Origin of the sequence: Sphingobacterium multivorum (assembly GCF_039511225.1) — a bacterium.
In the GTDB taxonomy this organism is placed as follows: Bacteria; Bacteroidota; Bacteroidia; order Sphingobacteriales; family Sphingobacteriaceae; genus Sphingobacterium.
In genome coordinates this window covers 4,947,353-4,970,632 of the sequence record NZ_CP154261.1, presented here as the reverse complement: position 1 = coordinate 4,970,632, position 23,280 = coordinate 4,947,353, and the positions used below count along the sequence as shown (strand labels likewise).

Genomic DNA, 23,280 nt, shown 5'->3' with positions numbered 1-23,280 from the left:
CACAAATGAACAACACGCAAATTACTAAAATGGCTGGGGAGGTCGTAGAATCTTGGCCCCAGAAGCTTTCTAAGATTGAGCCAAAAGGCAAAGCTTATGTTTCAGAAGAGGAAGCGAGGTCAGTGCAGGCAATTATTTACGGAAGGATGAAGAAAAAGTTTCCGGAAAGACAGTTCGTTACTCAAAAAGTGAAGCTTGTCGAAAATGGTGAAACGGTTCCTTACCTAGAAATAGAAAGAACAGCTTAGTATGGAGCAGGCCTTAATAGAAATGGCCATCCAAATTGCAAAGCTAAAGGAAGAAAACGAAAAGTTAAAGCTTCAATCTTCAAAACCAACACGCAAAAAGAAGATAGATCCGAATGCTGAAAGAATGGAAAGAGTTAACAGATGGGTTTCGGTGCAATATCAGAAAGGTTTTGATGAAGCAGTAAACAAAAGTAAAGACAGGCTTACGCAAATAAACGTCCATCGTCCAACATTTATTCCGATAAATAACTGCATGGATGTTTACGGCCAAGGAAACAAAATGGGAGACCCACGCAAATAGATCTCCCTAGTAACACAAATGAACGATCACGCAAATAATCGATCATAAGTAACACAAATGTTCACGCAAATAAACAAATGTTATGGCAAAGCTAAACAAAAATTTAGACGCAGCAAAGCATAAGGTTGCGCCGGGAGTGCAAAAATCCCTTTATCCTTTGGAGTATAATAAAAATAATCCAATGGAAGGCCTTAATGATTGGAACCAATATATCAGAGCCGAATTAACGAAAGCCAATCATAGCCCAGTTATCGTTGTTCTCATTGGTTTCAATTCCGAACATTGCGCTTCGGTACTTGCTGAAAGAGCAAAAAATATGGATAACCTTGTGACGACTGCGAATCAAATAATTAACAATAAAAAGTAATACAAATGAGTAACGCAAAAACACTTTTCATTAAATCATTGACCATTGTCAATTTTAAAGGTATTAAAAACAAGACAATCGCTTTCAATGATACTATCACTAATATTTTTGGTGATAATGCTACAGGAAAAACAACAATATCAGACGCCGTGCATTGGTTGTTTTTCGGTAAAGATTCTCAAGACCGTAAAGATTTTGATATCAAAAACACTGTTGATCAATCATTAAATCGACAAGATCATGAGGTTGAAGCAGTGGTTAATTTCAATGGTTCGGATATTGAATTAAAACGAGTTTTTCGAGAAAAATGGACTAAACCTAAAGGTTCTGAGGAAGCTGTATATACAGGTAATGAAACGAAATATTACTGGGATAAGGCACCAATTCCTCAAGGTGATTTTACTAAAAAGATATCCGGTCTAATTGACGAAAAGATTTTCAAATTAATCACTAATCCCGCGTACTTCAACTCGTTGAAATGGCAAGATCGTCGGAAAATTCTTTTCGATATTGCAGGAAACGTAACTGATAAAGAGGTGGCAGGCGATAATCCTAAATTTTTAGAAATATTGACTCAGCTTACTAATGGTAAGACTTTAGAGGAGTACAAAAAGCAAATTGCTCTTCAAAGAAAAAAGAAAAAGGATGATCTTGAGCAGATACCTACTCGAATCGATGAAGTAAATAAAGGTATTCCTTCCATGGGGGACTCGTCATTAATTCGTCGTCAAATCGATGAGAAAAATGCACGCATTACTTTTCTGGATACGCAAATGGCTGATAGGTCAAATTCAATGAATAGTGCTTACGAAGCGATCCGTGAGCACCAGGAAAAAATTTTCAATATCCAGTCAGAAATGACCAAAATTGAAAATAATTATAAACAACAATTGGAATCGGAAGACTCAGGTATAGAAAGTGAACGCAAACAAATTACAAGTGCGATTCGGGCTAAAGAGGCGGAGCTTGAACAACTTGAATCCCAAAATAAATTACGCCTATCGGAACTTGAAACTGTCAATCAAAAAATTGTTGAAAAAAGAACTCTTTGGAACTCCGTTAACGCCTCACGTCAAGCTGCAGCAGCAGAGGAGCTCGTGTTTGATAATCACTTTGATACGTGTCCTACTTGCAAGCGTTTATTTTCTGATGATGATATAGCCGCTAAAAAGGATGAACTTTTAGTCAACTTTAATAAGTCAAAAGCAGAGAAAGTAGCTTCATTCGCTAAAGAATTAGAACAAATTGTTGTGCAGGCCAATCTTCTCAAAGAAGAAAAAGAACGTTTAGAGTCTTCGGATAATTCAAACAAAGTTGCCGCTGTGAAACAAGAAGGGCTGGAATTATGTGCAAAACTAGAAGAGTTTGAAAATAAAGTGGCATCTCCTTCTCTAACCCTTGATCAGCATCTTAGCAACAATCCAGAATATCAAAAGCTTGAGGGAGATATAAAATCGTTGGAATCACAAGTTCCTCAAGCCCCAGTGGTCGATCTTACTGAGCAGCAAAATGAAAAGGCGGAACTTGAAAGGGAGGTTCGTGAATTGGAAAGGGAATTATCAAAAGAATTCATCATCAATCAAGCTAAAGAGCGTATTAAAGCTCTTGAGGCCGACGAAAAACGTCTAGCGGGAGAATTGGCTGCAGAAGAGGGAAAAGAATTTACGATTGAAGCATTTACGCGTAAAAAAATCGACACGGTAGAAGCTAGGATAAATGGTCTCTTCCAACACGTGACGTTCAAGATGTTCAACAAGCAAATTAACGGTGGTGAAGATGAAACATGCGAGACAATGTTAGGGGGAGTGCCATGGTCAGTTCTAAATACTGCTGGACGTATTAACGCTGGTCTTGATATTATTAACACTTTGTCAAAATATTATGGGGTCCACGCGCCGGTATTTATTGACAATGCTGAATCAATCACCAAGTTTATAGACGTGGAATCGCAGGCTGTGAGATTGGTAGTTTCTGAATCGGATAAAAACTTGAGGGTCGCATAATGGATGAGGAAAGAGTTGAAAAGGCCGCATTAGAAATGCTCCATGCCCTTGAGATTATTGTGGGATTAAAAGAAAGGAATCCAATCCCGTTCACTGATATCGAGAAAATACAAATTTGTTTGAACGCTATCAACAAAGCGACAGGGTCTTCTTACAGCATCTCAAGTACTGGGTTAGAATCAAAGAAAGTTCAGATCAATCAGTTTTTAAAATCAGTTAGATAACAATAAAAAGTAACACAAAATGAGTAGCAATCAATTAGCAAATGAAAATCAACAGCAGCAACAGGGGCAAGTGCCTCAGACGCAAAATAATGCTGCCGTTAAAAAATTTACTGAGGCAACCGTCGAAAAGGTTCTTCAAAGGGTAGCGGAGATTCAGGCTACAGGTGACCTGGTTTTGCCGGCTAACTATATTCCCGAAAATGCAGTTCGTTCGGCTTGGCTAAATCTTATTGAAGTAAAGGATCGCAATGATAGGCCGGCATTAGATGTCTGTACACCTGCAAGTATTTCTAATGCTTTCTTAGATATGGTAACCCAAGGGTTGTCTATCTCAAAAGGTCAGGGATCATTCATTGTTTACGGGAATCAATTGCAATTTGATCGCTCCTATATTGGAGATATCGCGATTGCCAAACGAACTGCAAATGTTAAGGAGGTAAATGCAGTAACAGTCTATCAAGACGACGAGTTTGTTTACGAGATTGATTCATCAACTGGTCGTAAAAAGGTTTTAAAGCACGACCAAAAATTGGCTAACATCGATAAAGATAAAATCGTGGGAGCTTACGCTGTCGTCAGCTATAATGATGGGTCATTCGATACAGAAATCATGACCATGGCTCAGATCAGAACAGCATGGGCTATGGGGGGATCTAAGGGTAATTCTAAAGCCCATAATAATTTTCCGGATCAGATGGCTGAGAAAACGGTGATCGGTCGTGCATTAAAAATTGAAGCTGGTTCTTCTGATGATAGCACTTTGTTGCAAGGTAGGCAAACCGATAAAGTTTCCGCCGATGTAAAACAAGAAATCAAGGAAAAAGCACATACTAATGTTGCAGATTTTGAGGATGCCGTTGTTGTTGTGGATACTGATACTGGTGAAATTAATACACCATCCACAGCTAATGTCCCATCAGAAGAATGTCCGATCTAATGAAGTTAAATATTCTAGGTAGTGGATCGGCAGGCAATAGTTATCTGATCCACAATGACGAGGAGGCTCTGCTCTTGGACGCAGGTGTAAAAATCAAGGCTGTGAAAGCAGCCTTGGACTTCAACATTAATAAAATTGTTGGCTGCCTAATAACCCATAGTCATATGGACCATGCTGGTTCAGCAAAAGATCTTTTGAAGGCTGGAATTGACGTTTATTGTTTGGAGGAAACTGCAAAGGCTGCAGGACTTGTTGGACATAGAGTTCACTTTCTTCACACTGGAGTAACTTACAATATTGGCCAATTCAAAGTAATTGCCTTCCCAGTTAACCACGATGTTCCATGTGTGTGTTTTCTGATACATCATGTTGAGACTGGGAAATTTTGCTTCGTAACGGATACTTATTACTGCCAACATTTATTTCCTGGTCTGAATAATATAATTGTGGAAGCAAATTATAGTGAAGATATCATTGACGAAAAGAATGATCCACATTTTCTCCGCAATAGAATATTGCAGTCGCATATGAGTATTGAGACGTGTGAAAAATTCCTGGATGCGCATGATTTAAGCGCTGTCAATAACATCGTTCTTATTCACTTGTCTGATAGGAATAGTCACGCGATAGAGTTTAAAAACCGAGTAAAAACAAAAACCGGATGCTCTGTCCATATCGCTGAAAAAGATATGGAGATCCATTTTGGGAAAACACCATTCTAATTATGGCGAATAACATCAAAAAAAGTCAAGATAAGATCCGTATTGGAGATGCCATTGACAGACTCAAAAAGCGACGTCAGTCAATTGATGGAGACATCAATATCTTGGAAAGGACATTTAAGGCAATGGATGACCCACATAACCCACACGATTTAGATTCTTATTGGTTTGGGGATTCCGGAGATATTGTAAAAAGAGTATTAGCTGATAATAAATAGAATATTATGAATACAGTAGCAACAATGAGCGACCTAATCAAACTTAGCACTTTGATTGGCCAAGCAATAGAACAACAGATCGACCAAGATAATCCAGATGAAGTATTGGGCAAATTAATGGAATTATGCGCGCTTCAATCTAATGCGACTTATGCTTATGCGTTGGCTGAACAAATGTATAATGCCAAGATTGGGGAATTGGTCCAGAAGCAGGAGCATGCGAAATTGACTGCTACCGATAAAAAAATGCTGTTCGCTATGCTTGCTAAAGAGGAAATCCATTATATGACGCTGAATGAACGATATATACGCAATTTATCCCATTCTATCGAGTCTCTTCGGTCAGTGCTCTCATGGAAGAAAACAGAGCTTACGCAGGCTGGCTATCAGACAACTTAATAGTAACACAAATAACACGCAAAAGGAGGTCAAAATGTTAGAAGGATTATTTGCTGGGAGCAATTACGATGCTCAGGTAGATTACAAAAGATTGAAATCGCAGGTCGATAGAATCTTTGCTCTTATGAGAGATGGTAAGTGGAGAACACTGACCGAGATAAAAGACGAGCTTGAGCTTAGGTATCCATTGGTGAGTTTTCCCGAGTCTTCTATTTCTGCTCAGCTCAGAAATTTAAGAAAGAAAACTGGAGGTGCCCATATTATAGAGAAGAAACGAAGGGGAAAGATATCCAACGGGATTTTCGAGTACCAATTAAAGGAAAGACAGACATTATTTAATTAGTATGGAAGGAAATCTAGGATTCACGTTTTATCCAAAGGACTGGTGGACATCCGATACCTATTTCATTCTATCGCCTTTTGAAAGATACGTCTATCTGGAACTCATATTTATGATGTATTCCAATGGTGGATTTGTATTAGACAATAAAGGCTTAGTGGAAGGTCGGTTGCGAACTACGATCAAGGATGAAATTTGGAGTAAGATTATCGATTTTCTTGTCAAAGACGGTGACAAGCTTACTCATCCAAGTGTCAATTCGAGATTACGTAAGGCAATTGCAAATAGGGAAAATGGGAAAAAAGGCGGAGCTCCTAAAGGTAATAGCAATGCTAAAAATGGAGAGGTAAAACAACCCAAACAACCCAAGAAAACAACCCAAAACAACCCACCTTTAGAAAGTGAAAGAGAAAGTGAAAGAGAAATAGAAAATAAAGAGAATACTCCTACGTCGTATTCCGATGATGATGATGAAAATTTTGATGTTGAAAAAGGTGAAGGGTATGGAAAAGGTAATGGGGTTGATCTTTCTTCATTGGGTAAGCAGCCAATTAAAAAATTAAAAGAAAAATTGGCCGGCGCGCAAAGTTGGTTTGACCAGGTTGGAATGAAAAATAAAATTCTTCCTCAAGAAGTCCCAGAGTGGTTTGAAAAATTTTGTACCCACTGCTTAGCACAGGGAGACGAGGAAGCGACCGAAAAAGATTTCAAACGACATTTCGCAAACTGGGTGGCGAAAATGAAGTCTTTGGGATTGGGATTAGAAATTCAAAGTGAAACACCAAAATCGGCGAAAGATGTTGCTGCCGATGTAATAATGGAAAATTATGAAAACGGAGCTTACAACGATCAATACTAATCAAACGCAATTGTCTAATGGACTTGCTTTGACGGTGGATATTTTTTCCTCGCCGACTGCTAGACAGGCTTCACGGTTGGAATTGGATAAAGTGGTGATTCCAGCATTGATAAAAGCCGTAAACGATTTGGGGTATAATTCCAAAGAGGAGAAAATGAAGCACATCTATTCGTCTGTCTCACTGGAAATAAAAAAAGCGACCCCGAATATTCGATTGTCGGAAATTCCTGTCGTGATCGAGAAGGGTGTTTTAGGTGATTATGGCGAATATCATGGTTTAAGTGTGGTAAGTGTCATAAAGTTTATAAAAGCGCATCTTGCGAGCCGTGAGAGGGTGGAATTGGCAAAAGAGATGATGGGAAGTCAACAAGAAGTTAAACTTCCTACTGAAAAAGAAATTTTGGACCGTGATTTAATTTTGCTAGAGCGTGCTTTCTCCGAGTTTAAAGCCAGTGGTAAATTCAATGATATTGGGAATTACCTGTACAAGGTTTTGGATGAAAAGTTCCACGTGATAAGTTTCTCGAATAAGAGAAGATGGGAATTTGTATACGATGCAATTCAAAATGCTTTGGCGGTAAAGGGGCGGCAAATGGCTGGTAAATCTTCGGATCGGGAGAGACACCTAAATGAGGTTAAAACTCTTAGGCTCTTTACTAATCCTCTGGAAGCATTGACAGAAGGGCAGGCTAAAATTCTAGAGCAGGTAGCTATTGATGGGGATATCGACGCGAAGGACGCTGAAAAGATGATCAAGGCTAAAGCTCTTTTCATCTATTTAGATCAAAATGGGCATTCACGGTTGAAAGCCCTGGTATTGGCAGAAGCACTGCGATTAGCGCTTAATCAATTCTTCGCGGATCTGGTTGAGATGGGAGCAGAAATCTCGGATTATGTTAACGAATCAAATATCTAGTCATGGGATTCAAACCGATCAGTGAAATGCAAGATCTTAAGGAATTCTTGGAACACTTTCTCCCAAAAGACCATAATCACCAGGACATAATATTTCTGACATACAGGTATGAATGGGAGACGGTAGGGATTAGGAGCAAGTATTCGTTTTTCAACAATAGGGAGGAAACGGAAAAGTTTGTTGAAGAATCCTGGAGAGCAAGAGATCTGGCTTGGGACAATATGGTGAGGGCGAGAGTAGGGACAACTTTCGATATCAAGAATAACCCGGAAAAATATAGGGGACAAACACAATTATTTTAAAAGATGAAAAAGACAATCAAATACAGTAGCGAGGATTATGACTCTTCTGTATACATGAAATTGACAGCAGACAATGAGATAACTGTTGGCGTTTCTGATGGCGAAGGCGAATTGGAGTATTATTTTAAATCGCCTGCGGAAGTTCAGGACTTTATTGATGAGCTTGAAAAATTATCAGTGAAATTAAAGAAGCGATTAAATGAGTAGAAAAAGTAATAAAGTTAGGCCAAGAGTAGAATTTGATCTTCCAGATGGTGGAAAAATTCGAGCTCAAGTACGAACGGACCCGGAGGGGGAAAGCTACTATTACGCGACAACAAAAAGCGTAAACGGCTTAAAGGGAGATAATCCTGAAGAGCTAATACAAAAATGTCAAGAACGACTTAAAAATCTATAAAACACGCAGAAATGAGTAGACAAATTTTATTTAACGCTATTGAGAAATGGGGGGTACCCGCTCAAATTGAAATGCTTCAGGAAGAAGCTACAGAGTTGGCCTTAGCTGCACGCAAACAACTCAGAAAAAACAGTGAAGAATCACTAGATCATTTGGCAGAAGAGATGGCTGATGTTAGCATACTTATGGAGCAGATGACATTGATCTTTCCTAACATTAGCGGTAGAGTTGCCAAACACAGGGTAGAAAAACTCGAAAGATTGGGAAAAAGGATAGAAGCGGATGACTTTGAAATGGATGTTCCTCAATCTAATAAAAATGGCATCCAGCTGGAGATAGAGTTTCCAGCATAAGAATTAATAGTAACACAATATATCACGCAAAATGAAATTTAAAGCAAAAACAAATGAGCTGAAGAAAGTTCTTCAGCAGGTAACATCTATTTTAATAGCGTTCCCAACTCGTCCTATCATCGCAAATGTTATGTTCACTTTAAGAGGGAATGAACTAGAACTTATATCTAGCGATTATCAGAACATAATGGTAACGTCGGTGGAAGTAGAAGGGGAAGAAGATGGTCAAGTCGTTTTCGACGGAAAGTTACTTCTGAACATTCTAAAATCGACTGTTGAGCCAATGGTTTCTATCGTAAAAAACAGTGACTCGATACAATTGATTTTGACAACAGGAGTTTACGATTTTCCAATTTTCGATCCAAAGGATTATCCAAAACTTCCTGAGATGGAAGTCGCGGATCCTATAGAGGTAAAATCAAGTATTTTGACCGAGGCCATAAAGAAAACCTTTCACACTATCTCCGATGATTCATCTACCGCGGTGGGTTTCCTTCTGATAAGAATTGAAGGGATGGTTATTAAGTTCGTTTCGACAATTGGACACATCGTTAGTGAGTTTGTTACTTCCATTTCTTCGGATAAATATGTCGATCTATTAGTTAGTAAGAAGTCCATTTCAGCGCTAAAACCACTATTGATTGGTGATACCATAAAGCTGATCTACAATAAAAATAAGGTTCTTTTTCAAACAGAAACGACGTCTTTCTATTGTGTGCTCGGTACTGGCGTTTTCGTTAACTATGTCCCCTTAATCCCACCGGATTTTAACGACTATTTAGTTGTTGACAGATCTCTGTTCCTGGGAACATTGAACCGACTTTTGGCTATGGCCAATGCGCAAAGTCGCCACATTAAGTTGCATGTTCAGGCTGATGATATGGAGATCGATTGTAAGGATAATGATTATAAGAGATCCGCCAGTGAGAAAATAGCCATCATCAATAATGGACCTAGTTTAACGATTGGATTTGATGCGAAGTATTTGATTGATATCCTTTCTGTCTATGACTCTGATTCGATAAAGTTCAAACTTGTGAGTGATGTACGGCCTGGAATTATACGCCCCGACGACAACGACGATTACACTGTGATTATTGCACCTTTAAATTTGCCATAATATCAAAGCCATGAAAGACGAAAAAGAAATATTAATGTACGATTCTGACGAAATTGTCACTTATCGTACAGATATCAAAGGTTGGGTGGGAAAAGATGGACGATATTATGGTGATGGAGAAGCCGCAGAACATATGGCCAGATGGTCTAATTGCACACATACCAAGTGTTCGTGCGGTAATATCATAATATCTAGATCCTATTCGGACTGTCAATCCTGCAGGGAGACAAAATGGGCCTTAAAATATGACAGTTATCCCATTGTTAAATGGGATGGAGAAACACCTTTAGCAATATTTAATGATGATGTTTACTTTTTTTCACTAGATGATATTCTTTCATATTGCGAAGACAACGCCTTAAATGTTGAGGATTTAAAACTTGTATTGTGTCAAGAGTCGAATTTTAGAGAAATAGATCTAGAGTATTTTGCTGATGAAACACATGAGGATTGGGAACCTAGCAAAAACCTAAAGGAACGTATTAAGGAATTTAATGAGTTTATCCGTTCTGAATCAACAAATACTTGGTTTCCTCTTAATGTGCGGGTAATTATTAAATAGAAGATTTTTTATAAAAAATCGGTATCCAAGTCAAATACAAATAAAGTAACACAGGTTTAATCACGCAAAATTTAAACACATGAACGCATCAAATAACGCAAAAAAAGCAGTAGAGAGCCACCTTCAACAGGTGGCTGCTAAAGATAATTTGTTTGCTGAGACATTAAAAAAGCCAAACAAGAATATTGAAGGTTGTATGAATTACATCATGTCCCAAGCCAAAAAGAGTGGGGCTAATATGATGACGGATGAGGAAGTTTTTCAGATGGCCATCCATTACTATGACGAAGATTCTATAAAGGATCCGGGAAAGGTTGCTGGAATCGTAAATCATTCCGGAGGAGATCCAAAGTCCGCTGCGCTCGCAACCGTGCCTTCGCCTGCTGCTAAAGCAAAGAAAAAAGATAAAGTTTCGTCTCACCAAACATCGTTATTCTAAATCATGAAACCACGTACTAAATTACATCATCAAGTCATAGGGTTGGCAGGCGATATTCCTGCCTTAACTAATGAACAAAGGTATTGGGCTTTTGAAAACTGTATAAAGCATGTCGGTTATAGAACCAAATCAAATAAAATTTCGTGCTTGAGTTGTGGGCATATTTTCCAAGGAGTGCAAATTGTACCAAAATTGGAATGTCCTTGTTGTAATCGTGAACTTACAATAGAAGACACACGAAAGAGAAAGGACATGCAAAGAAGTATGATGGCTATAATCACCACTCATAAGGGATTTCAGGTTAATAGATACTTTGAGATTTACTGTTATCACAAATCTGGAGAAGCGCCTAATTTCAATATTTGGGAAGTTTCTCAACAATGGATGAACGAAGACGGGAAAACAACCATCTTTGGAAAGCAAAGGAATCTTTCCTGGTATCATGATACATTTTCAGGGTATAATGAAATTAGAAATTGGGACAAATATAGAGGTAAATATGATCTGTATCCAGCTAAGGTATATCCCAAAATGAAAATTATCCCCATCTTAAAACGTAACGGATTTAAAAAGAATTTCCATGGTTTGAGCCCATATCAAATGTTTTATGGATTAATTAAAGATTGTAAAGCAGAAACTCTTATAAAAGCTAAACAATATAGTTTGCTCCGTGGAAGATTGGGAGAAAAAAAAATTGTCGTGGAACGTTTTTGGGATTCTATTAAAATAGCTATCCGTAATAATTACACAGTAAAAGATGCAGGTATGTGGCTGGATCAGCTCAGTTTACTTTCTCATCTTAGAAAAGATCTTAGAAGTCCTAAATACGTTTGTTCAGTTAATCTAATATTGGATCATCAAAGAACGATTAGAAAACATGAAGAAATCAGAAGGCGCGAAGCTCTAGAGGCCAAAAAGAGAGATATGGAAGAAAGTCAGAAAAAGTATGAGAAGGAAAAGAGTAAATACTTCGACTTAGTATTTGCATCTGGAGATATTACTATCGTTCCTCTCCGTTCTGTCTCGGAGTTTGTTGAAGAAGGAGACCGTTTTCATCATTGTGTTTTTTCTGGTGGTTATTATAGGAAGAAAGACTCTTTGGTCTTGTCTGCACGAATTAAAGGGAAACCTGTAGAAACTGTCGAAGTGGATCTTACTAATTTTAAAATCCTTCAATCTCGGGGATTACAAAACAAAGCAACTAATCATCATGATGCAATTGTAAATATATTGAATAGTAATATGTACCAGATTAAAAAGCGCCAACGGAAATTTGAGAAGAGAGTTTGATTTTGTTGCTCTTTCACAAATAGAGAGGGCAACATTATTTACTTTTTTCAAGGATAGGGAGATTCGATGTTATTTTGCTGTCTCGTGCAAATACGCTTTGCGAATATTTGTTTCCGTCTGTATCCATGAAAGTGAATGAGAATATTTGAGTCATAACTGCTGTCGAATTTGGAACAGTAATACTTCTGCATCTAATCGTTATAGAATCTCCAGCGAATGCATAAAAAAGGGGAACATAGTCCTTCATAAGAATAAAGTTGGTGTAATTGACAATAGTTATGTTTCTTGCATCATTTTTCTCTACAGTAAGTTCAAAACAATAGAAACCCGAACGAGGATGAAGGTATGGTTGTTTCGAGACTCTGATCCGCGGCATAATTTGCTTTTTGTAATTGCTTAGAGCTAGCTGATTTGCATTCTTTTGTTCCAGAAAGGTCTTTACAAGAAAATAGGCGGTAAAGAAAGTTACGATTACCATCGCCCAATCAGATACAGTTCCCCATACATTCGCATCGAATGGAACCTCATAGAGATCAATTTTTGGATACTTTTTTTTAAGGACTAACCAGTTATTTACGAAGGCTATTCCTGCAAAAAAGGAAATAATAGCTATAGCAAAGATTAAGATGATGTTTTGATATTTATTTTTCATTTTATTATGGCTAATTGCTAAAACTAAAGAATTTATTCGTTTTTATAAACTATTGTTTGATTAATGTAATTCAATTAAATTTTTATATTAATATATTTGTAATATATAATAATATATTTATATTTGAATATGGAGAAAGCGCTGATAATTGGTATAGATCCAGACGTCGACAAGAGCGGAGTTGCCATCTATAACAAAGTCACCAAGGGAATAGAATTATCAGTGCTTTCCTTCTTTTCGTTATTTGACCTGTTAAAATTAGAAAAATCAAAAATTCGTGAGGTAGTTGTGGAAGCTTCCTGGTTAATCAAGAAGTCAAACTTTCATAATGAAACCAAAGGAGCTCGGGTAGCTTCTCGTATTGGCTCTAAAACTGGAGCTAATCACGAGGTTGGTAGAAAAATCGTTGAGATGTGCGAAAGCTTGGATATAAAATGTATCTGTGTTCGCCCATTGAAAAAGAGATGGAAAGGCCGCGATGGCAAGATTACTCACGAAGAATTTAAGATGCTTACAAATATATCCCAAAGAACCAATCAGGAAATGCGTGATGCAGGTCTTTTGGTTTGGGGATATTAAGATGTATAGCAACTGTTCCCTACGTGTGGGGTGAGCGAACCAAAACGCAATATGGGGTGCCGCAAATGCTCGGCCAAGGATGGACACATCCTATTTCCCTGCGACAGTTGCTTCTTAAAATATAAAGCGGGCGGTTGGTTTCATTGGCATATTCGTTCTTTATACCGCCTTGCTTTAAAAAAATATCACTCCGCTTTATTGTGATGGATGTACGATAACAAATAAAAGGGACTGGGGAAGTCGTTTAGCGGTAAGGACACCATTGGTACTAGGATTGAAAAATCAATAACCCGTGGCAACACTGGTTCGAGTCCAGTCTTCTCCACGAGTCTCTTGGGTATTTGGCGGTGAATTGACATCGACAGAGACTTTCAAATTAAACAGTATCCAGAAAGAGTCTTTTCATAAAATAGGTTAATATATGGCTACCGAGGGGATCGCCCGGTCCCTCTCGGTTTTTAAGAAATTAAAAAACAGTATTCCCCACGGGTTGGGGTGAGTAAATAATGAAGCAAAAAGGGGGGAATAAATGCTTTCCCAAGGGCGCCAACGGGTTTTGTACAATTTGTCCCATTTCATCGTCCTTTTTCCCTGCGATACTGTTTTTGGAGGTATAGCTCAGTTGGTAGAGCAGTGGACTGAAAATCCATGCGCACTGGTTCGATCCCGGTTGCCTTCACAACCCTCATAGATAGCAGAGACGGTGCTAACCGAGTTGGGTTACATAGAGCTGGAGACGGTTGACTTCATGGACAGTAATAGAGATACGGACATGACCGGACGGGAATAACTCGGCAACGATGAGTTAGCCTAAGAGTGACAAATCGGAAAAACAATGGTTGGACTGTAAATCCATACCGAACGTTAGCACCTGACAGCCCGGAAAGACGGGCTTTTTAATTTAATAAAAGTAACACAAAAACGACACGCAAATGTTTTTTCACCAAGATTCAAGTTTTGAAGCTTTCTCTATCCACCGGGTGGGTAATAAGGCACAAGATGAATTCTACATTCTTTCGGATAACCCAGTTGATCTATCCAAGAACGAAGTTATTCCAGGCTTATTGATGCAATACTTTATGTCTCCTTTTTCAAAGGTCAATGAAGTATATCGCTTTTTCCATCCTAATGAAGAGCTGGAATTAAATGAAGTTTATTATTTCGCAAAACAGTTCTTTAATGGCCAATTGCAATTTCATGAGCTATCCCAGCAACTCGCAAAGTTCTTGTATGAAGTATCAAGCCACCCGAAGATCAAAGGAGGAGAATTTTATGTTGTCGCCCTGAAGAATATCCAATTAGAGGGTGAGGAGCTTGATGCGATCGGAATCTTCAAATCGGAGAATAAGGAAACATATTTGAAAGTTTATCCTGAGCATGGGGCATTCAATTTGGAGTATGAGCAGGAGGCGATTAATATTAATAAGCTGGATAAGGGTTGCATAATCGTAAATACTGAGGGAGATGAAGGGTATAAAGTCCTGGTCCTCGATCAGACAAATAAGCAGCAAGAGGCAGTCTACTGGAAAGATGAATTCCTGCAGCTCCGGATTCGTAATGACAACTATCACCAGACTGGAAATTATCTGAAAGTTGTGAAGGATTTTGTGCAGGGTGAATTGGACAACACTTTTGAATTGGAACGAGCAGATAAGATCGACCTTTTGAATCGATCAATGAAATACTTCAAGGAGAAAGAAACTTTTGTCCAGGAGGAATTTGAAGAGGAAGTGCTAGGAGATCCTCACGCAGTTGAGATTTTCCAGAATTTCAGATCTGGATTTGAAACGGAATTTGAAGCTCCTTTTGAAGAAACTTTCGAGATCGCGGAAAAGGCAGTTAAGAAAATGGAATCCTCATATAAATCAATTATTAAGTTGGATAAGAATTTTCATGTTCATATCCATGGAAAACGTGAGTACATAGAAAGAGGATATGATGAAGAGAAGGGTATGAATTATTATAAGTTATATTTTGAAAACGAATCATGATAAAGTTAGAGACCACCGTTATTGGTAGTCTCTAAAAACTTGTTCTTTTATCTCCTCATGTCTTTCCTCTATCAAAGAGACGGTGCGATCGTAAGCATCCTGAATCTTCTTGTCGGTAAAGAATGGATAAAGCTCACCATTAACTAAACCATGTACTGCGAAGTTCACCAAAAGCGATTTCAATTGTTCCCTTAATTCTTTGATCCTTGTATCATTTTGAGTTGCTTCATAAATCCTTTTTCCTGCAAGTTCGTAATCTATTTGGCGCTGCGTCTTGTACTTCTCCATATTTCAAATGTAATATTTCCCCACTAAATTAAAAAACGTCCATTTCACTATCCACTGGCTCTTCGTGCTCATTGATTTGTTCGATTCGATGAACATAAACCTTTACCTTTTCACCTTTGTGATTTGTACCAATAAAAACTCTCATACGTAGTCTGTCGGGGGCAGGTTCAAAAACGATACGGTTAGTGCCCTGCAAAATGTATTCTTTGCTAATTATTTCCATATCCAAAGATCTAAATGCGAATCAATATTAATTTACGGGATCCCGTAATTACGGGAAGCCATAGGATTAATTAGGACTTATAGGGGTATTAAACGACTAAATTATGGCATTATAGGGTATTTTATTGGCATAATTTTGGTAATATAGGGGGTAAATAAATAGATTTTTCGTCATTTTTAAAAACGGTGAACTATCCATTTGTAGAAAATTTTATATAAATATTTAAATTAGGTGCTACTTGTAAAGGCTTGATATATTGGTTAAAATGGGTTCAAAATTGTGGTTCACCTTATTTAGAACAAATATAAATTAACGGTTAGATGACACTTTTTAAGCACATAAGTGTTTAATTTGTGAACGCAAAACATCAAAACTGTCTCTAAATAAGGACAAGCTTATTAACAAAATCAAAATAGAAAGAGTTCTTTACAGTAAATAGAAAGGTTTTATGAAATCCAGATTCACACATATTGCTAAGATTTACGGTATTCCTTGTTATTTTAATGAAGACACAATGGAAGTGAAAGGTACTAATCTAATATATGACTGGTTAATAGATGCAAGAGTTTTTTTGGAAACTATTTTTCCTATTGATGAAGGCTTCAATATTGAAATAATATCTGAATTAAAATAAAAAAAGATCGAGGAGACAAACCCTCAATCTTCCTACGAATCCTGTAGCTGTTACTTTGGACGGTCACACTACGAATTCGATTGCTACTACCGACGAGGTTACTTTACTTCAACCTCGAAGCGGTAGTATCCGCCCTTAGGATGGTAAACTCTCTTACCGTTTTTGGTAATATAAGGTGTTATAATAACCTTATAGAGTTTTCCATTCTTTGTAATAAATTGCTCAGCCATACATAAGACCTCCTTCTTTATTGAATGTTTCAATCTTACTAAGATCGGGTGAATCCGGTTCAACTTAGCACTTAACCGAAATAGCTTTGTCGTACTATCCCATTTAAAATTTTTACGCCCCATTCTTCCTTTAAAATCTATGAGTATAGGTTATATATTTTCATAACTGACTTTATCTGGAGAAACATTAATAAATTGAAAGTCTTTCTATTTAAGAACAATTTTCTACAAATATATCTTTCACAATTTATTAAGTCAAGGTAAATTATATAAAAATTAAGTAGACTTTTCCACATTTTGGGTATAAAGTAATTTTAATATTAATGTATCAATAATATATATTAATATATTTGTAATCAATCGTCTTTGTTTATTTATTATGGCATTAACAGCAAAACAGATAAGATTCGTTGAGGAGTATTGTGTGGACTTTAATGCAACACAAGCGGCTATAAGAGCTGGCTATAGTGTTAAGACAGCTAGATCCATTGGATGTGAGAACCTTACCAAACCTGACATAGTAGAGGCAATTGCAAGGCGATTGGAATCCTTAGACCTAAATGCTGCTCAAGTATCCAAGTTGATGGCCGATATTGCTCAGTCCTCAATGAATGATTACTTTGTAATTGTCCAGAAAGAGAGACCAAAGCCTATTTTGCGGCCACTTCAAATTCAGATCGATAAGAAGAAAGAAGAGCTTTTAAGAGAAAATATGTTTGTTGCTCGTAAGGGGCTGGTAGGTGATGATCTGGCTAAATACCAAAAATCACTTGAACGCATGGAAGACGAAATTCTTCGGTTAGAAATTAAGTTGGAACGTGAGCCGGATGCGGAATACGAAGATTTTGAAATGGAAACATATGACGCTGTTGAACTCGATTTGGTTAAGCTTACTCAAGATAAAGAGCGAGGAAAGATCAAGTCTTTCCAATGGGGTGAGTTTGGTCCAAAAGTCGAAATGTTTGCAGCTGATAAGATGATTGTGAACATTGCTAACAAACTTGGATTCTTCACTAACCGAATTCAAAACTTAGATAAAAACGGTGAACCAACCGATCCAGCTACCCCAGATCCAATGGCTCCAGTAAACTTAACAGTTAATGTAATCGAAAGGAGGGTAGATGCCGACATTCAGCCAACCACAGCTGAAAGTTCTGTTCAGTCGGAAGCCGGTAACCCTTAATATGGCGGGCCAACGTGTTGGCAAGTCCCATATGATCGGTTTTAAATCCGGGTACTACGTAAAGAACTTTCCTAAGATGCGCGGCATGATTGCAGCCAATACTTACAAGCAGCTGTCCCAATCGACCTTAGTAGCTGTGCGTAAGGTTTGGAAGCAAGAATTTAATATTACTGAGTATGACAGGATTCGTAATCCAAATGGAGTCTATGTAATTAATAAAAAGCCGCCAGCACACTTTAAAATTAATGAGGCTTATGATCGATATGATGGTATTATTTCGTTTCGTAATGGGGCAATAATATATATTGCATCCTTGGATAATTATGCTGCACACGATGGCAAGGAATTAGGATGGGCAGAACTGGATGAGACAAAAGACACTAAAGAGGAAGCTTTAACCTCGGTAATATTGGGACGTATGTCGCAACCTGGACTTTATATTGATGAGCATGGAAATCTTGTTTATTTAGAAGAGGGGAGTGACACTTATGAACCATTCAACCCGGTATGCATAAACAGTTCTCCGGCAGTTGCTACTCCAGAGTGGCTAATCGACATGTTTCAGCTTCATGAGTTCGATGCTGAAATTCTGGAGAAGATCACTAGTTTCCCCGACTTCTTTTATAAAGAGATCGACGGGAAGGCCATAGTTATTTATTCGACCCACCACAATGCGCATAATCTACCGCGCAATTATATTGATAATCGTTTAAAGACACTTACAAAAGGCGATGCTTTAAAGTTTGTTTTTGGATATCCGTTTAGCCAAACAGGAGGTGAATTCTATGATGAGTTTGATCGACTGCAGCACGTACTCTCTACGCCGTACTTAGATAACAAGCCCGTTCATCTCACATTTGACTTCAATGTGCTGCCATATATGACTATGCTCTGCGCTCAGGTTGAGACAATGGCAAAATGGGTGGATTCTGAGCATAGATATTTCGATGACTTCAGTGAGGGTTTGAAGTTAATTCAAGTAAAGGAAATACGCTTTTTTCAAGAGTATTGCCTTAAATCACCGCAAAATGATGTTAAAGGAGTCGTGACTCAGTTTAAAGCAGATTACTCCGGTAAGGTGAATACTGTCTTTTATTATGGCGATGGCTCTGGACACAATCGAGTACCAGGAAAAGGCGAGTATCGTATATATGACGATGTTGAATTTGAACTTCACGGTCTTATTTTTAATGGATCTGATAGGACTATGAGACGAAATCCATCGGTATTGAAGCGGAGGAAGTTTATACAAGAGATCCTAAAAGGAGGGGTTCACCATGTTATTATAAGAGTTGATCCTAAGGGCTGCCCTGAGTTAATCAGGGATTTCCAATATCTAAAACTTGGCTCTGATGGTAAATTGAAGGAAGTTGTTAAGGATCCAGTAACTAAGCAAACCTATCAGAAATACGGACACACCACTGATGCCATGGAGTATTTTGTATGCGAACTATGCGAGGATATTTTTAATGCTTAAATATTAATATATCAATAATAATTAATAATATATTTGTTTAAAATATTGAAATTATGTTATTAACGGTCGAAGAAGGAAAGAAAATCATCACTGATGCAATCGAGAAAAAAACTACCCATCCTAATTACAAACGTGTTTGCGCTTTAGCGAAGCTGTATTCTCAGCTAGTTACAGGGGAGTCTATTGTTGACCTTCTTCACCGCTATGAACTTAGGGAAGATAAAGATGCCTTTAGACAGCGTGTTGAACTGACGATTGCTACCGTCGAGGCGCTTTCTAAGAGTGTTATGAATCCGTTTGAGAAAGTTCTGCGTACGGATCCTCTGGTTAAGCGTATAGAATCTTTGGATGAAAGTAATATCGATATTTTGACCGATAAGATAATGACCTTCTATTCCTCGGAAAATCAAAATTCAGGATTGGATTATTGGTTGCTGACTAGGTTCAAATCTTTGTCTTTTTTAGATCCCAATGCTTTTATCGTAATTGAATGGGATGCCTTCGATAACAACTATGAGCGTGCTTCGCCATACCCGTATGAGATACCGTCTTCTCAGGCTATCAATTTTTCATACGTCAACAATACGCTCAGTTGGCTATTGGATAAAAAACCAATTAAATATTTAGACGATGATGTGAAAACTAAAAAAGACGGCTTTAAATATACGCTATATGGCATTGGCCTCACTATTGCTTTTGAGCGCGTATCTGATAACTATATTCTTCAGAGCAACGAATTAAGCTGGAAAACAGAAGGAGGGGAACGTTATGCAGTTCGGCAGCATGAGACATTGTTGGACATTGTTCCGGCATTCCCGGTCGGGTACCTAGGTGATGAACGAACCAAGTCAGTGACCTATGTCAATCCATTTCACGCAGCTATTCCTTATTTTAAGAAATCTATCAATTTAGATTCAGAGGCCGACTTGAGCAAAACGTTACATGCTTTCCCTCAAAAGTTTCAGTATGTTCAGCCTTGTACAGGAACAGCATCGTCTCCATGTAGAGGGGGAGTGGATCATGACGGAAATACATGCCAGATGTGTAAAGGTACTGGTGTAGCCGTCCATACGTCTGCTCAGGATGCTGTTTACCTTCCAATTCCTAGGAATAAAGAGGATATGGTTGATATTGATAAACTGATGACCTATAAGGGGCCACAGATCGACATCCTTGAGTTTCAAGAAACGATTCTTGATAAGTGGGAACAGAAGATACATGCAACAGTTTTTAATACTCTATCGTTGATTAAAAAGACCACAGTTGCCACAGCTACCGAACGAGATCATGACATGGATAATGTTTATGATACACTACACCCGTTCGCTGAAAAAATATCGGCAGTTTGGTCTACTGTTGTGCAAATGATTGCAACTATTACAGAAACAGAAAGTGATGATTTGGTTATCGATATGCGATACCCAAATCAATTCAAGTTGAAAACTACAGCTCAGCTGATAGAGGACCTGAAATTTGCAAACGATTCCGGAGCGCCTTCCTTCGTTCGTACAAAGCTAAATAACGACATTGCTGAACAAACATTTATCGATCAGCCAGAGGAATACGCCAAATATCAAGTTAAGCAGTTGTTTTATCCCTTTCCGGGCAAAACCGAAAGCGAGATCTCTACATTAATCTCACTTGACCTGGTGCCATTTCGTGAGAAGATACTCTATGCGAATTTTGAGCGACTGTTTCGCAACGCAGAAAAGGAACATACTGGATTTTGGCAGTTTCAATTTGTGAAACAAGAAGACATTATTAATAAATATTTGGACGAGCTTGAAAAACAATTGAAGCCGGTATCTCCTGCACTTAATCTTAATCCTTTGAGAGATGACAAGTAGGGAAGTTCGTAGGCTGATTAAGCGTATCTCGGAGAAAGCTGATTGGATAGATAAGGCTGTACAGCAGCTAGAAGAGTTGATTGCTGACCAACAACATGATTTTGCTCAAGAGTTTCTTTTTGCCATGCTCGAACAATTAGAAGTTGAGGAGGGGAAAATCAGTTATTCCGAGAATAATCGCAAGATGATCCAGCGGTTGGACAAAATAATTGAACGAATAAAATCAAAGTCATTTATTGAGGTTATTCAGCGAATGGTGAGTAACGTCCAACATATTGTATCGGAAAATATAGTTTACTATGGCTCGATTACTTCGGATAAGAAATTATTCAAAGCTTCTAGTGATCAGGTTAAGGAGATTGTTTTCAATAGGCTCGGATTTGATAAGGATGGAAACCTCATTACCGATGGTTATATGCAGGGCTTATTTGATGCTCCAGAAGTGTCGCAGAAGCTTAAAGAATATGTGCATCAAGGCGCTGCAGCTAATTCGGGAGTTGAGTCATTCCGTAAAAGCTTGAGGACCCTAATTGAGGGTGACCCGGAAAAACTGGGTATATTCGAGCGCTTCTACCGAAATTATGCTTATGACACCTATTCTCAGATTGATAGGCTTCAATCGAAGTTGTTGTCTGAGGATCTTAAACTCAAGTATTTTATTTACAATGGCGGCTTAATAAAAACGTCTAGAACTTTTTGTATCCGGAAGAATGGTCGTGTTTTCACGACGGAGGAGGCTAAGACCTGGGCCGATGAACCTGATAATACTGCGAAGCCGCCCAATTATGATCCATTAGTCCATTGCGGAGGTTTTGGTTGTCGCCACACACCTGATTATATAACTGATGAAATGGCTTTCGTTTTGCGTCCAGACCTAAAACAGCAAGCTGATTATAAAGATGAGTATAAAAACGATAAAGGCGGGCTGGTGGAAGTTCATCCAGATCATGATCCAAAAGACCAGGAAGTGAATCTTGAAAAGGCTAAAGTGTTAGCCGACCATGGGTATAAAGTCAAGATTCGACCGGTGATCAATGAAAATAAGGTAAAGAATCCTGAATTTGAGGTTAATGGTCTCATTTCAGATCTCAAGGTATTGAAGTCCGGATCTAAGAACGGTTTTCAAAATGGGGCGTCGGATGTTATTAAAAAAGGTGGGGCTTCTGTTGTCTTTGATATCACAGATGCAGGCTATTCCAACAAAAGACTAAAGACACTTTTGCATTCTACGTTCGGTAAAGCAAAAAGATTCCACGGGATAAAGGATATTATCCTGATTAAAGGAGATAGGGCGGTAACTATTGCTAAAACTGAGATTGTAAACAATTGGGATTGGGTAAAGAGGTCAAGATTTAAATAAAAAACAAAGGCAGTTATCTCTAACTGCCTTTGCTATATGCTTGTTTCCTTATTCAGGACCCGCGCATCCATATCACAAATATACAAATTATTTTAAAATATTGATTCGTCAATAAAATATATTAATATATTTGTATAAAATATTGATGTATTAATATTTAAACTTATGGCACCAAAAACACCAGGGAGCAATGAGACTTCCGAGAACAAATCACAATCGACACTTGCGGACCAAAATCAGCAAGAAGTTTTGGCATCAAAGGAAGCTGAGATTACAGCTCTTAAAACCCAAATTGAAGTATTAGAGAATGATAAGTCGGAATTGTTAGCTCAAGTTGATGAGCTAGAAACTGATAAAAGTATTCTTGTTTCTCAAAATTCAACATTGTTGGAGGCCGTTAATAATGGGACAATTGAACTTGAGAAGTGCAAGGGCAATGTTGAACACTATAATAGATTACTGGAAAGTAAAGATGGTCTTCTCTTTGATCCAAAAGCCAACACAACTGAGGAAGAGAAAGACGAAGTTATTGCGGTAAAAAACGGCCTGGAGCGTCACTTTCCTCGCATGGCGTGGGATAGTTTGCCTGCGGATAAAGGAGGCTGGAAGATAAAAGTCGAAACTCCTAAAGAAGCTCAATAATGGCAGATAATAAAATTTTAATCAAACATGTTAGATCAGGACTTCAAAAAGAAGTTTCTGTTAAAGAATGGGAGACCATTCAATCTAATTCCATAGTTGCGAAGAGTTATGTTTTTGTCTCTCAGCAACCTCAGAAGCCTACAAAAACATCAACTGAAGAATCTAAATAATTCATTT

The 23,280-nt window shown here is 38.0% G+C and carries 33 protein-coding genes and 2 tRNA genes; 31 read left to right on the top strand and 4 right to left on the bottom strand.

What is annotated here, in order from left to right; translation table 11 throughout:
• Positions 1-5: 5 nt before the first annotated feature.
• The 20 genes from AAH582_RS20780 (at position 6) to AAH582_RS20685 (ending at position 11,997) form a co-directional block, all read left to right on the top strand.
• Positions 6-248, top strand: a complete 243-nt coding sequence (locus AAH582_RS20780) for a hypothetical protein (RefSeq protein ID WP_343320304.1) — start codon at positions 6-8, stop codon at positions 246-248.
• Position 249: 1 nt separating this feature from the next.
• Positions 250-549, top strand: a complete 300-nt coding sequence (locus AAH582_RS20775) for a hypothetical protein (protein WP_343320302.1) — start codon at positions 250-252, stop codon at positions 547-549.
• A gap of 82 nt (positions 550-631) precedes the next feature.
• Positions 632-916 (top strand): hypothetical protein, encoded by a 285-nt coding sequence (locus AAH582_RS20770; protein WP_343320299.1) that lies wholly within the window; start codon positions 632-634, stop codon positions 914-916.
• Positions 917-921: 5 nt separating this feature from the next.
• Positions 922-2,919, top strand: a complete 1,998-nt coding sequence (locus tag AAH582_RS20765; RefSeq protein ID WP_343320296.1) for an AAA family ATPase — start codon at positions 922-924, stop codon at positions 2,917-2,919.
• A complete protein-coding gene (locus tag AAH582_RS20760) occupies positions 2,919-3,143 on the top strand; it encodes a hypothetical protein (RefSeq protein ID WP_343320293.1) in 225 nt (74 codons plus the stop codon). Before AAH582_RS20765 ends, AAH582_RS20760 begins: the two co-directional genes overlap by 1 nt.
• Before the next feature lie 19 nt (positions 3,144-3,162).
• Complete coding sequence (locus AAH582_RS20755; protein ID WP_343320292.1) at positions 3,163-4,080, top strand: recombinase RecT; 918 nt, start codon at positions 3,163-3,165, stop codon at positions 4,078-4,080.
• A complete protein-coding gene (locus AAH582_RS20750; protein ID WP_343320289.1) occupies positions 4,080-4,802 on the top strand; it encodes an MBL fold metallo-hydrolase in 723 nt (240 codons plus the stop codon). Before AAH582_RS20755 ends, AAH582_RS20750 begins: the two co-directional genes overlap by 1 nt.
• A 2-nt stretch (positions 4,803-4,804) precedes the next feature.
• On the top strand, positions 4,805-5,020 hold the full coding sequence (locus AAH582_RS20745; protein WP_343320286.1) for a hypothetical protein: 216 nt from the start codon (positions 4,805-4,807) through the stop codon (positions 5,018-5,020).
• A 6-nt stretch (positions 5,021-5,026) separates the two neighbouring features.
• A complete protein-coding gene (locus tag AAH582_RS20740) occupies positions 5,027-5,419 on the top strand; it encodes a hypothetical protein (RefSeq protein ID WP_343320283.1) in 393 nt (130 codons plus the stop codon).
• A 34-nt stretch (positions 5,420-5,453) separates the two neighbouring features.
• Positions 5,454-5,762, top strand: coding sequence for a hypothetical protein (locus AAH582_RS20735; protein ID WP_343320280.1), 309 nt, complete (start codon positions 5,454-5,456; stop codon positions 5,760-5,762).
• A gap of 109 nt (positions 5,763-5,871) precedes the next feature.
• On the top strand, positions 5,872-6,618 hold the full coding sequence (locus AAH582_RS20730) for a hypothetical protein (RefSeq protein WP_343320277.1): 747 nt from the start codon (positions 5,872-5,874) through the stop codon (positions 6,616-6,618).
• Positions 6,587-7,534, top strand: a complete 948-nt coding sequence (locus AAH582_RS20725) for a hypothetical protein (RefSeq protein WP_343320274.1) — start codon at positions 6,587-6,589, stop codon at positions 7,532-7,534. Before AAH582_RS20730 ends, AAH582_RS20725 begins: the two co-directional genes overlap by 32 nt.
• 2 nt (positions 7,535-7,536) lie before the next feature.
• Positions 7,537-7,836 (top strand): hypothetical protein, encoded by a 300-nt coding sequence (locus tag AAH582_RS20720; protein WP_343320271.1) that lies wholly within the window; start codon positions 7,537-7,539, stop codon positions 7,834-7,836.
• 3 nt (positions 7,837-7,839) lie between these two features.
• Positions 7,840-8,043, top strand: a complete 204-nt coding sequence (locus AAH582_RS20715; RefSeq protein WP_343320268.1) for a hypothetical protein — start codon at positions 7,840-7,842, stop codon at positions 8,041-8,043.
• Positions 8,036-8,233 carry a hypothetical protein gene (locus AAH582_RS20710; protein ID WP_343320265.1) on the top strand — a complete coding sequence of 66 codons (198 nt, stop codon included), beginning with the start codon at positions 8,036-8,038 and terminating at the stop codon, positions 8,231-8,233. Before AAH582_RS20715 ends, AAH582_RS20710 begins: the two co-directional genes overlap by 8 nt.
• Before the next feature lie 11 nt (positions 8,234-8,244).
• A complete protein-coding gene (locus AAH582_RS20705) occupies positions 8,245-8,586 on the top strand; it encodes a hypothetical protein (protein ID WP_343320261.1) in 342 nt (113 codons plus the stop codon).
• 31 nt (positions 8,587-8,617) lie between these two features.
• On the top strand, positions 8,618-9,706 hold the full coding sequence (dnaN, locus tag AAH582_RS20700) for a DNA polymerase III subunit beta (protein ID WP_343320259.1): 1,089 nt from the start codon (positions 8,618-8,620) through the stop codon (positions 9,704-9,706).
• Between the two features lie 10 nt (positions 9,707-9,716).
• Positions 9,717-10,268, top strand: coding sequence for a hypothetical protein (locus AAH582_RS20695; RefSeq protein WP_343320256.1), 552 nt, complete (start codon positions 9,717-9,719; stop codon positions 10,266-10,268).
• 79 nt (positions 10,269-10,347) lie between these two features.
• Positions 10,348-10,707, top strand: a complete 360-nt coding sequence (locus AAH582_RS20690) for a PcfK-like family protein (RefSeq protein ID WP_343320253.1) — start codon at positions 10,348-10,350, stop codon at positions 10,705-10,707.
• A 3-nt stretch (positions 10,708-10,710) separates the two neighbouring features.
• Complete coding sequence (locus AAH582_RS20685; protein WP_343320250.1) at positions 10,711-11,997, top strand: PcfJ domain-containing protein; 1,287 nt, start codon at positions 10,711-10,713, stop codon at positions 11,995-11,997.
• A gap of 34 nt (positions 11,998-12,031) precedes the next feature.
• Here the strand turns inward: AAH582_RS20685 and AAH582_RS20680 are convergent, their stop codons facing one another.
• Positions 12,032-12,649, bottom strand: a complete 618-nt coding sequence (locus AAH582_RS20680; protein WP_343320247.1) for a hypothetical protein — start codon at positions 12,647-12,649, stop codon at positions 12,032-12,034.
• A gap of 129 nt (positions 12,650-12,778) precedes the next feature.
• Here AAH582_RS20680 and AAH582_RS20675 point away from each other — a divergent pair, with 129 nt between their 5' ends.
• From AAH582_RS20675 to AAH582_RS20660, 4 genes are all read left to right on the top strand, one after another.
• Positions 12,779-13,228: a hypothetical protein gene (locus AAH582_RS20675; protein WP_343320245.1), complete on the top strand. Its 450-nt coding sequence runs from the start codon at positions 12,779-12,781 to the stop codon at positions 13,226-13,228.
• A gap of 233 nt (positions 13,229-13,461) precedes the next feature.
• Positions 13,462-13,553, top strand: a tRNA-OTHER gene (locus tag AAH582_RS20670).
• Between the two features lie 282 nt (positions 13,554-13,835).
• Positions 13,836-13,907: transfer RNA gene (locus AAH582_RS20665), tRNA-Phe, on the top strand.
• Between the two features lie 253 nt (positions 13,908-14,160).
• Entirely contained in the window at positions 14,161-15,219 is a 1,059-nt protein-coding gene (locus tag AAH582_RS20660; protein ID WP_343320243.1) for a nucleoid-associated protein, read from the top strand.
• Between the two features lie 18 nt (positions 15,220-15,237).
• On the opposite strand, the gene AAH582_RS20655 is transcribed toward AAH582_RS20660, so the two are convergent.
• Entirely contained in the window at positions 15,238-15,507 is a 270-nt protein-coding gene (locus tag AAH582_RS20655; protein WP_343320241.1) for a hypothetical protein, read from the bottom strand.
• 28 nt (positions 15,508-15,535) lie between these two features.
• Positions 15,536-15,730: a hypothetical protein gene (locus AAH582_RS20650; RefSeq protein ID WP_343320239.1), complete on the bottom strand. Its 195-nt coding sequence runs from the start codon at positions 15,728-15,730 to the stop codon at positions 15,536-15,538.
• Positions 15,731-16,178: 448 nt separating this feature from the next.
• Here AAH582_RS20650 and AAH582_RS20645 point away from each other — a divergent pair, with 448 nt between their 5' ends.
• A complete protein-coding gene (locus AAH582_RS20645; RefSeq protein ID WP_343320237.1) occupies positions 16,179-16,364 on the top strand; it encodes a hypothetical protein in 186 nt (61 codons plus the stop codon).
• Between the two features lie 98 nt (positions 16,365-16,462).
• On the opposite strand, the gene AAH582_RS20640 is transcribed toward AAH582_RS20645, so the two are convergent.
• Complete coding sequence (locus AAH582_RS20640; protein ID WP_343320235.1) at positions 16,463-16,717, bottom strand: hypothetical protein; 255 nt, start codon at positions 16,715-16,717, stop codon at positions 16,463-16,465.
• 256 nt (positions 16,718-16,973) lie between these two features.
• On the opposite strand from AAH582_RS20640, the gene AAH582_RS20635 reads away from it, so the two are divergent.
• From AAH582_RS20635 to AAH582_RS20610, 6 genes are all read left to right on the top strand, one after another.
• A complete protein-coding gene (locus AAH582_RS20635) occupies positions 16,974-17,777 on the top strand; it encodes a terminase small subunit (RefSeq protein ID WP_343320232.1) in 804 nt (267 codons plus the stop codon).
• 76 nt (positions 17,778-17,853) lie between these two features.
• Positions 17,854-19,254, top strand: a complete 1,401-nt coding sequence (locus tag AAH582_RS20630; RefSeq protein ID WP_343320229.1) for a hypothetical protein — start codon at positions 17,854-17,856, stop codon at positions 19,252-19,254.
• A gap of 53 nt (positions 19,255-19,307) precedes the next feature.
• A complete protein-coding gene (locus AAH582_RS20625; protein WP_343320226.1) occupies positions 19,308-21,101 on the top strand; it encodes a hypothetical protein in 1,794 nt (597 codons plus the stop codon).
• On the top strand, positions 21,091-22,461 hold the full coding sequence (locus AAH582_RS20620; RefSeq protein WP_343320223.1) for a hypothetical protein: 1,371 nt from the start codon (positions 21,091-21,093) through the stop codon (positions 22,459-22,461). Before AAH582_RS20625 ends, AAH582_RS20620 begins: the two co-directional genes overlap by 11 nt.
• A gap of 165 nt (positions 22,462-22,626) precedes the next feature.
• Positions 22,627-23,103, top strand: coding sequence for a hypothetical protein (locus tag AAH582_RS20615; protein ID WP_343320220.1), 477 nt, complete (start codon positions 22,627-22,629; stop codon positions 23,101-23,103).
• Positions 23,103-23,273 (top strand): hypothetical protein, encoded by a 171-nt coding sequence (locus AAH582_RS20610; protein WP_343320216.1) that lies wholly within the window; start codon positions 23,103-23,105, stop codon positions 23,271-23,273. Before AAH582_RS20615 ends, AAH582_RS20610 begins: the two co-directional genes overlap by 1 nt.
• Positions 23,274-23,280 lie beyond the last annotated feature (7 nt).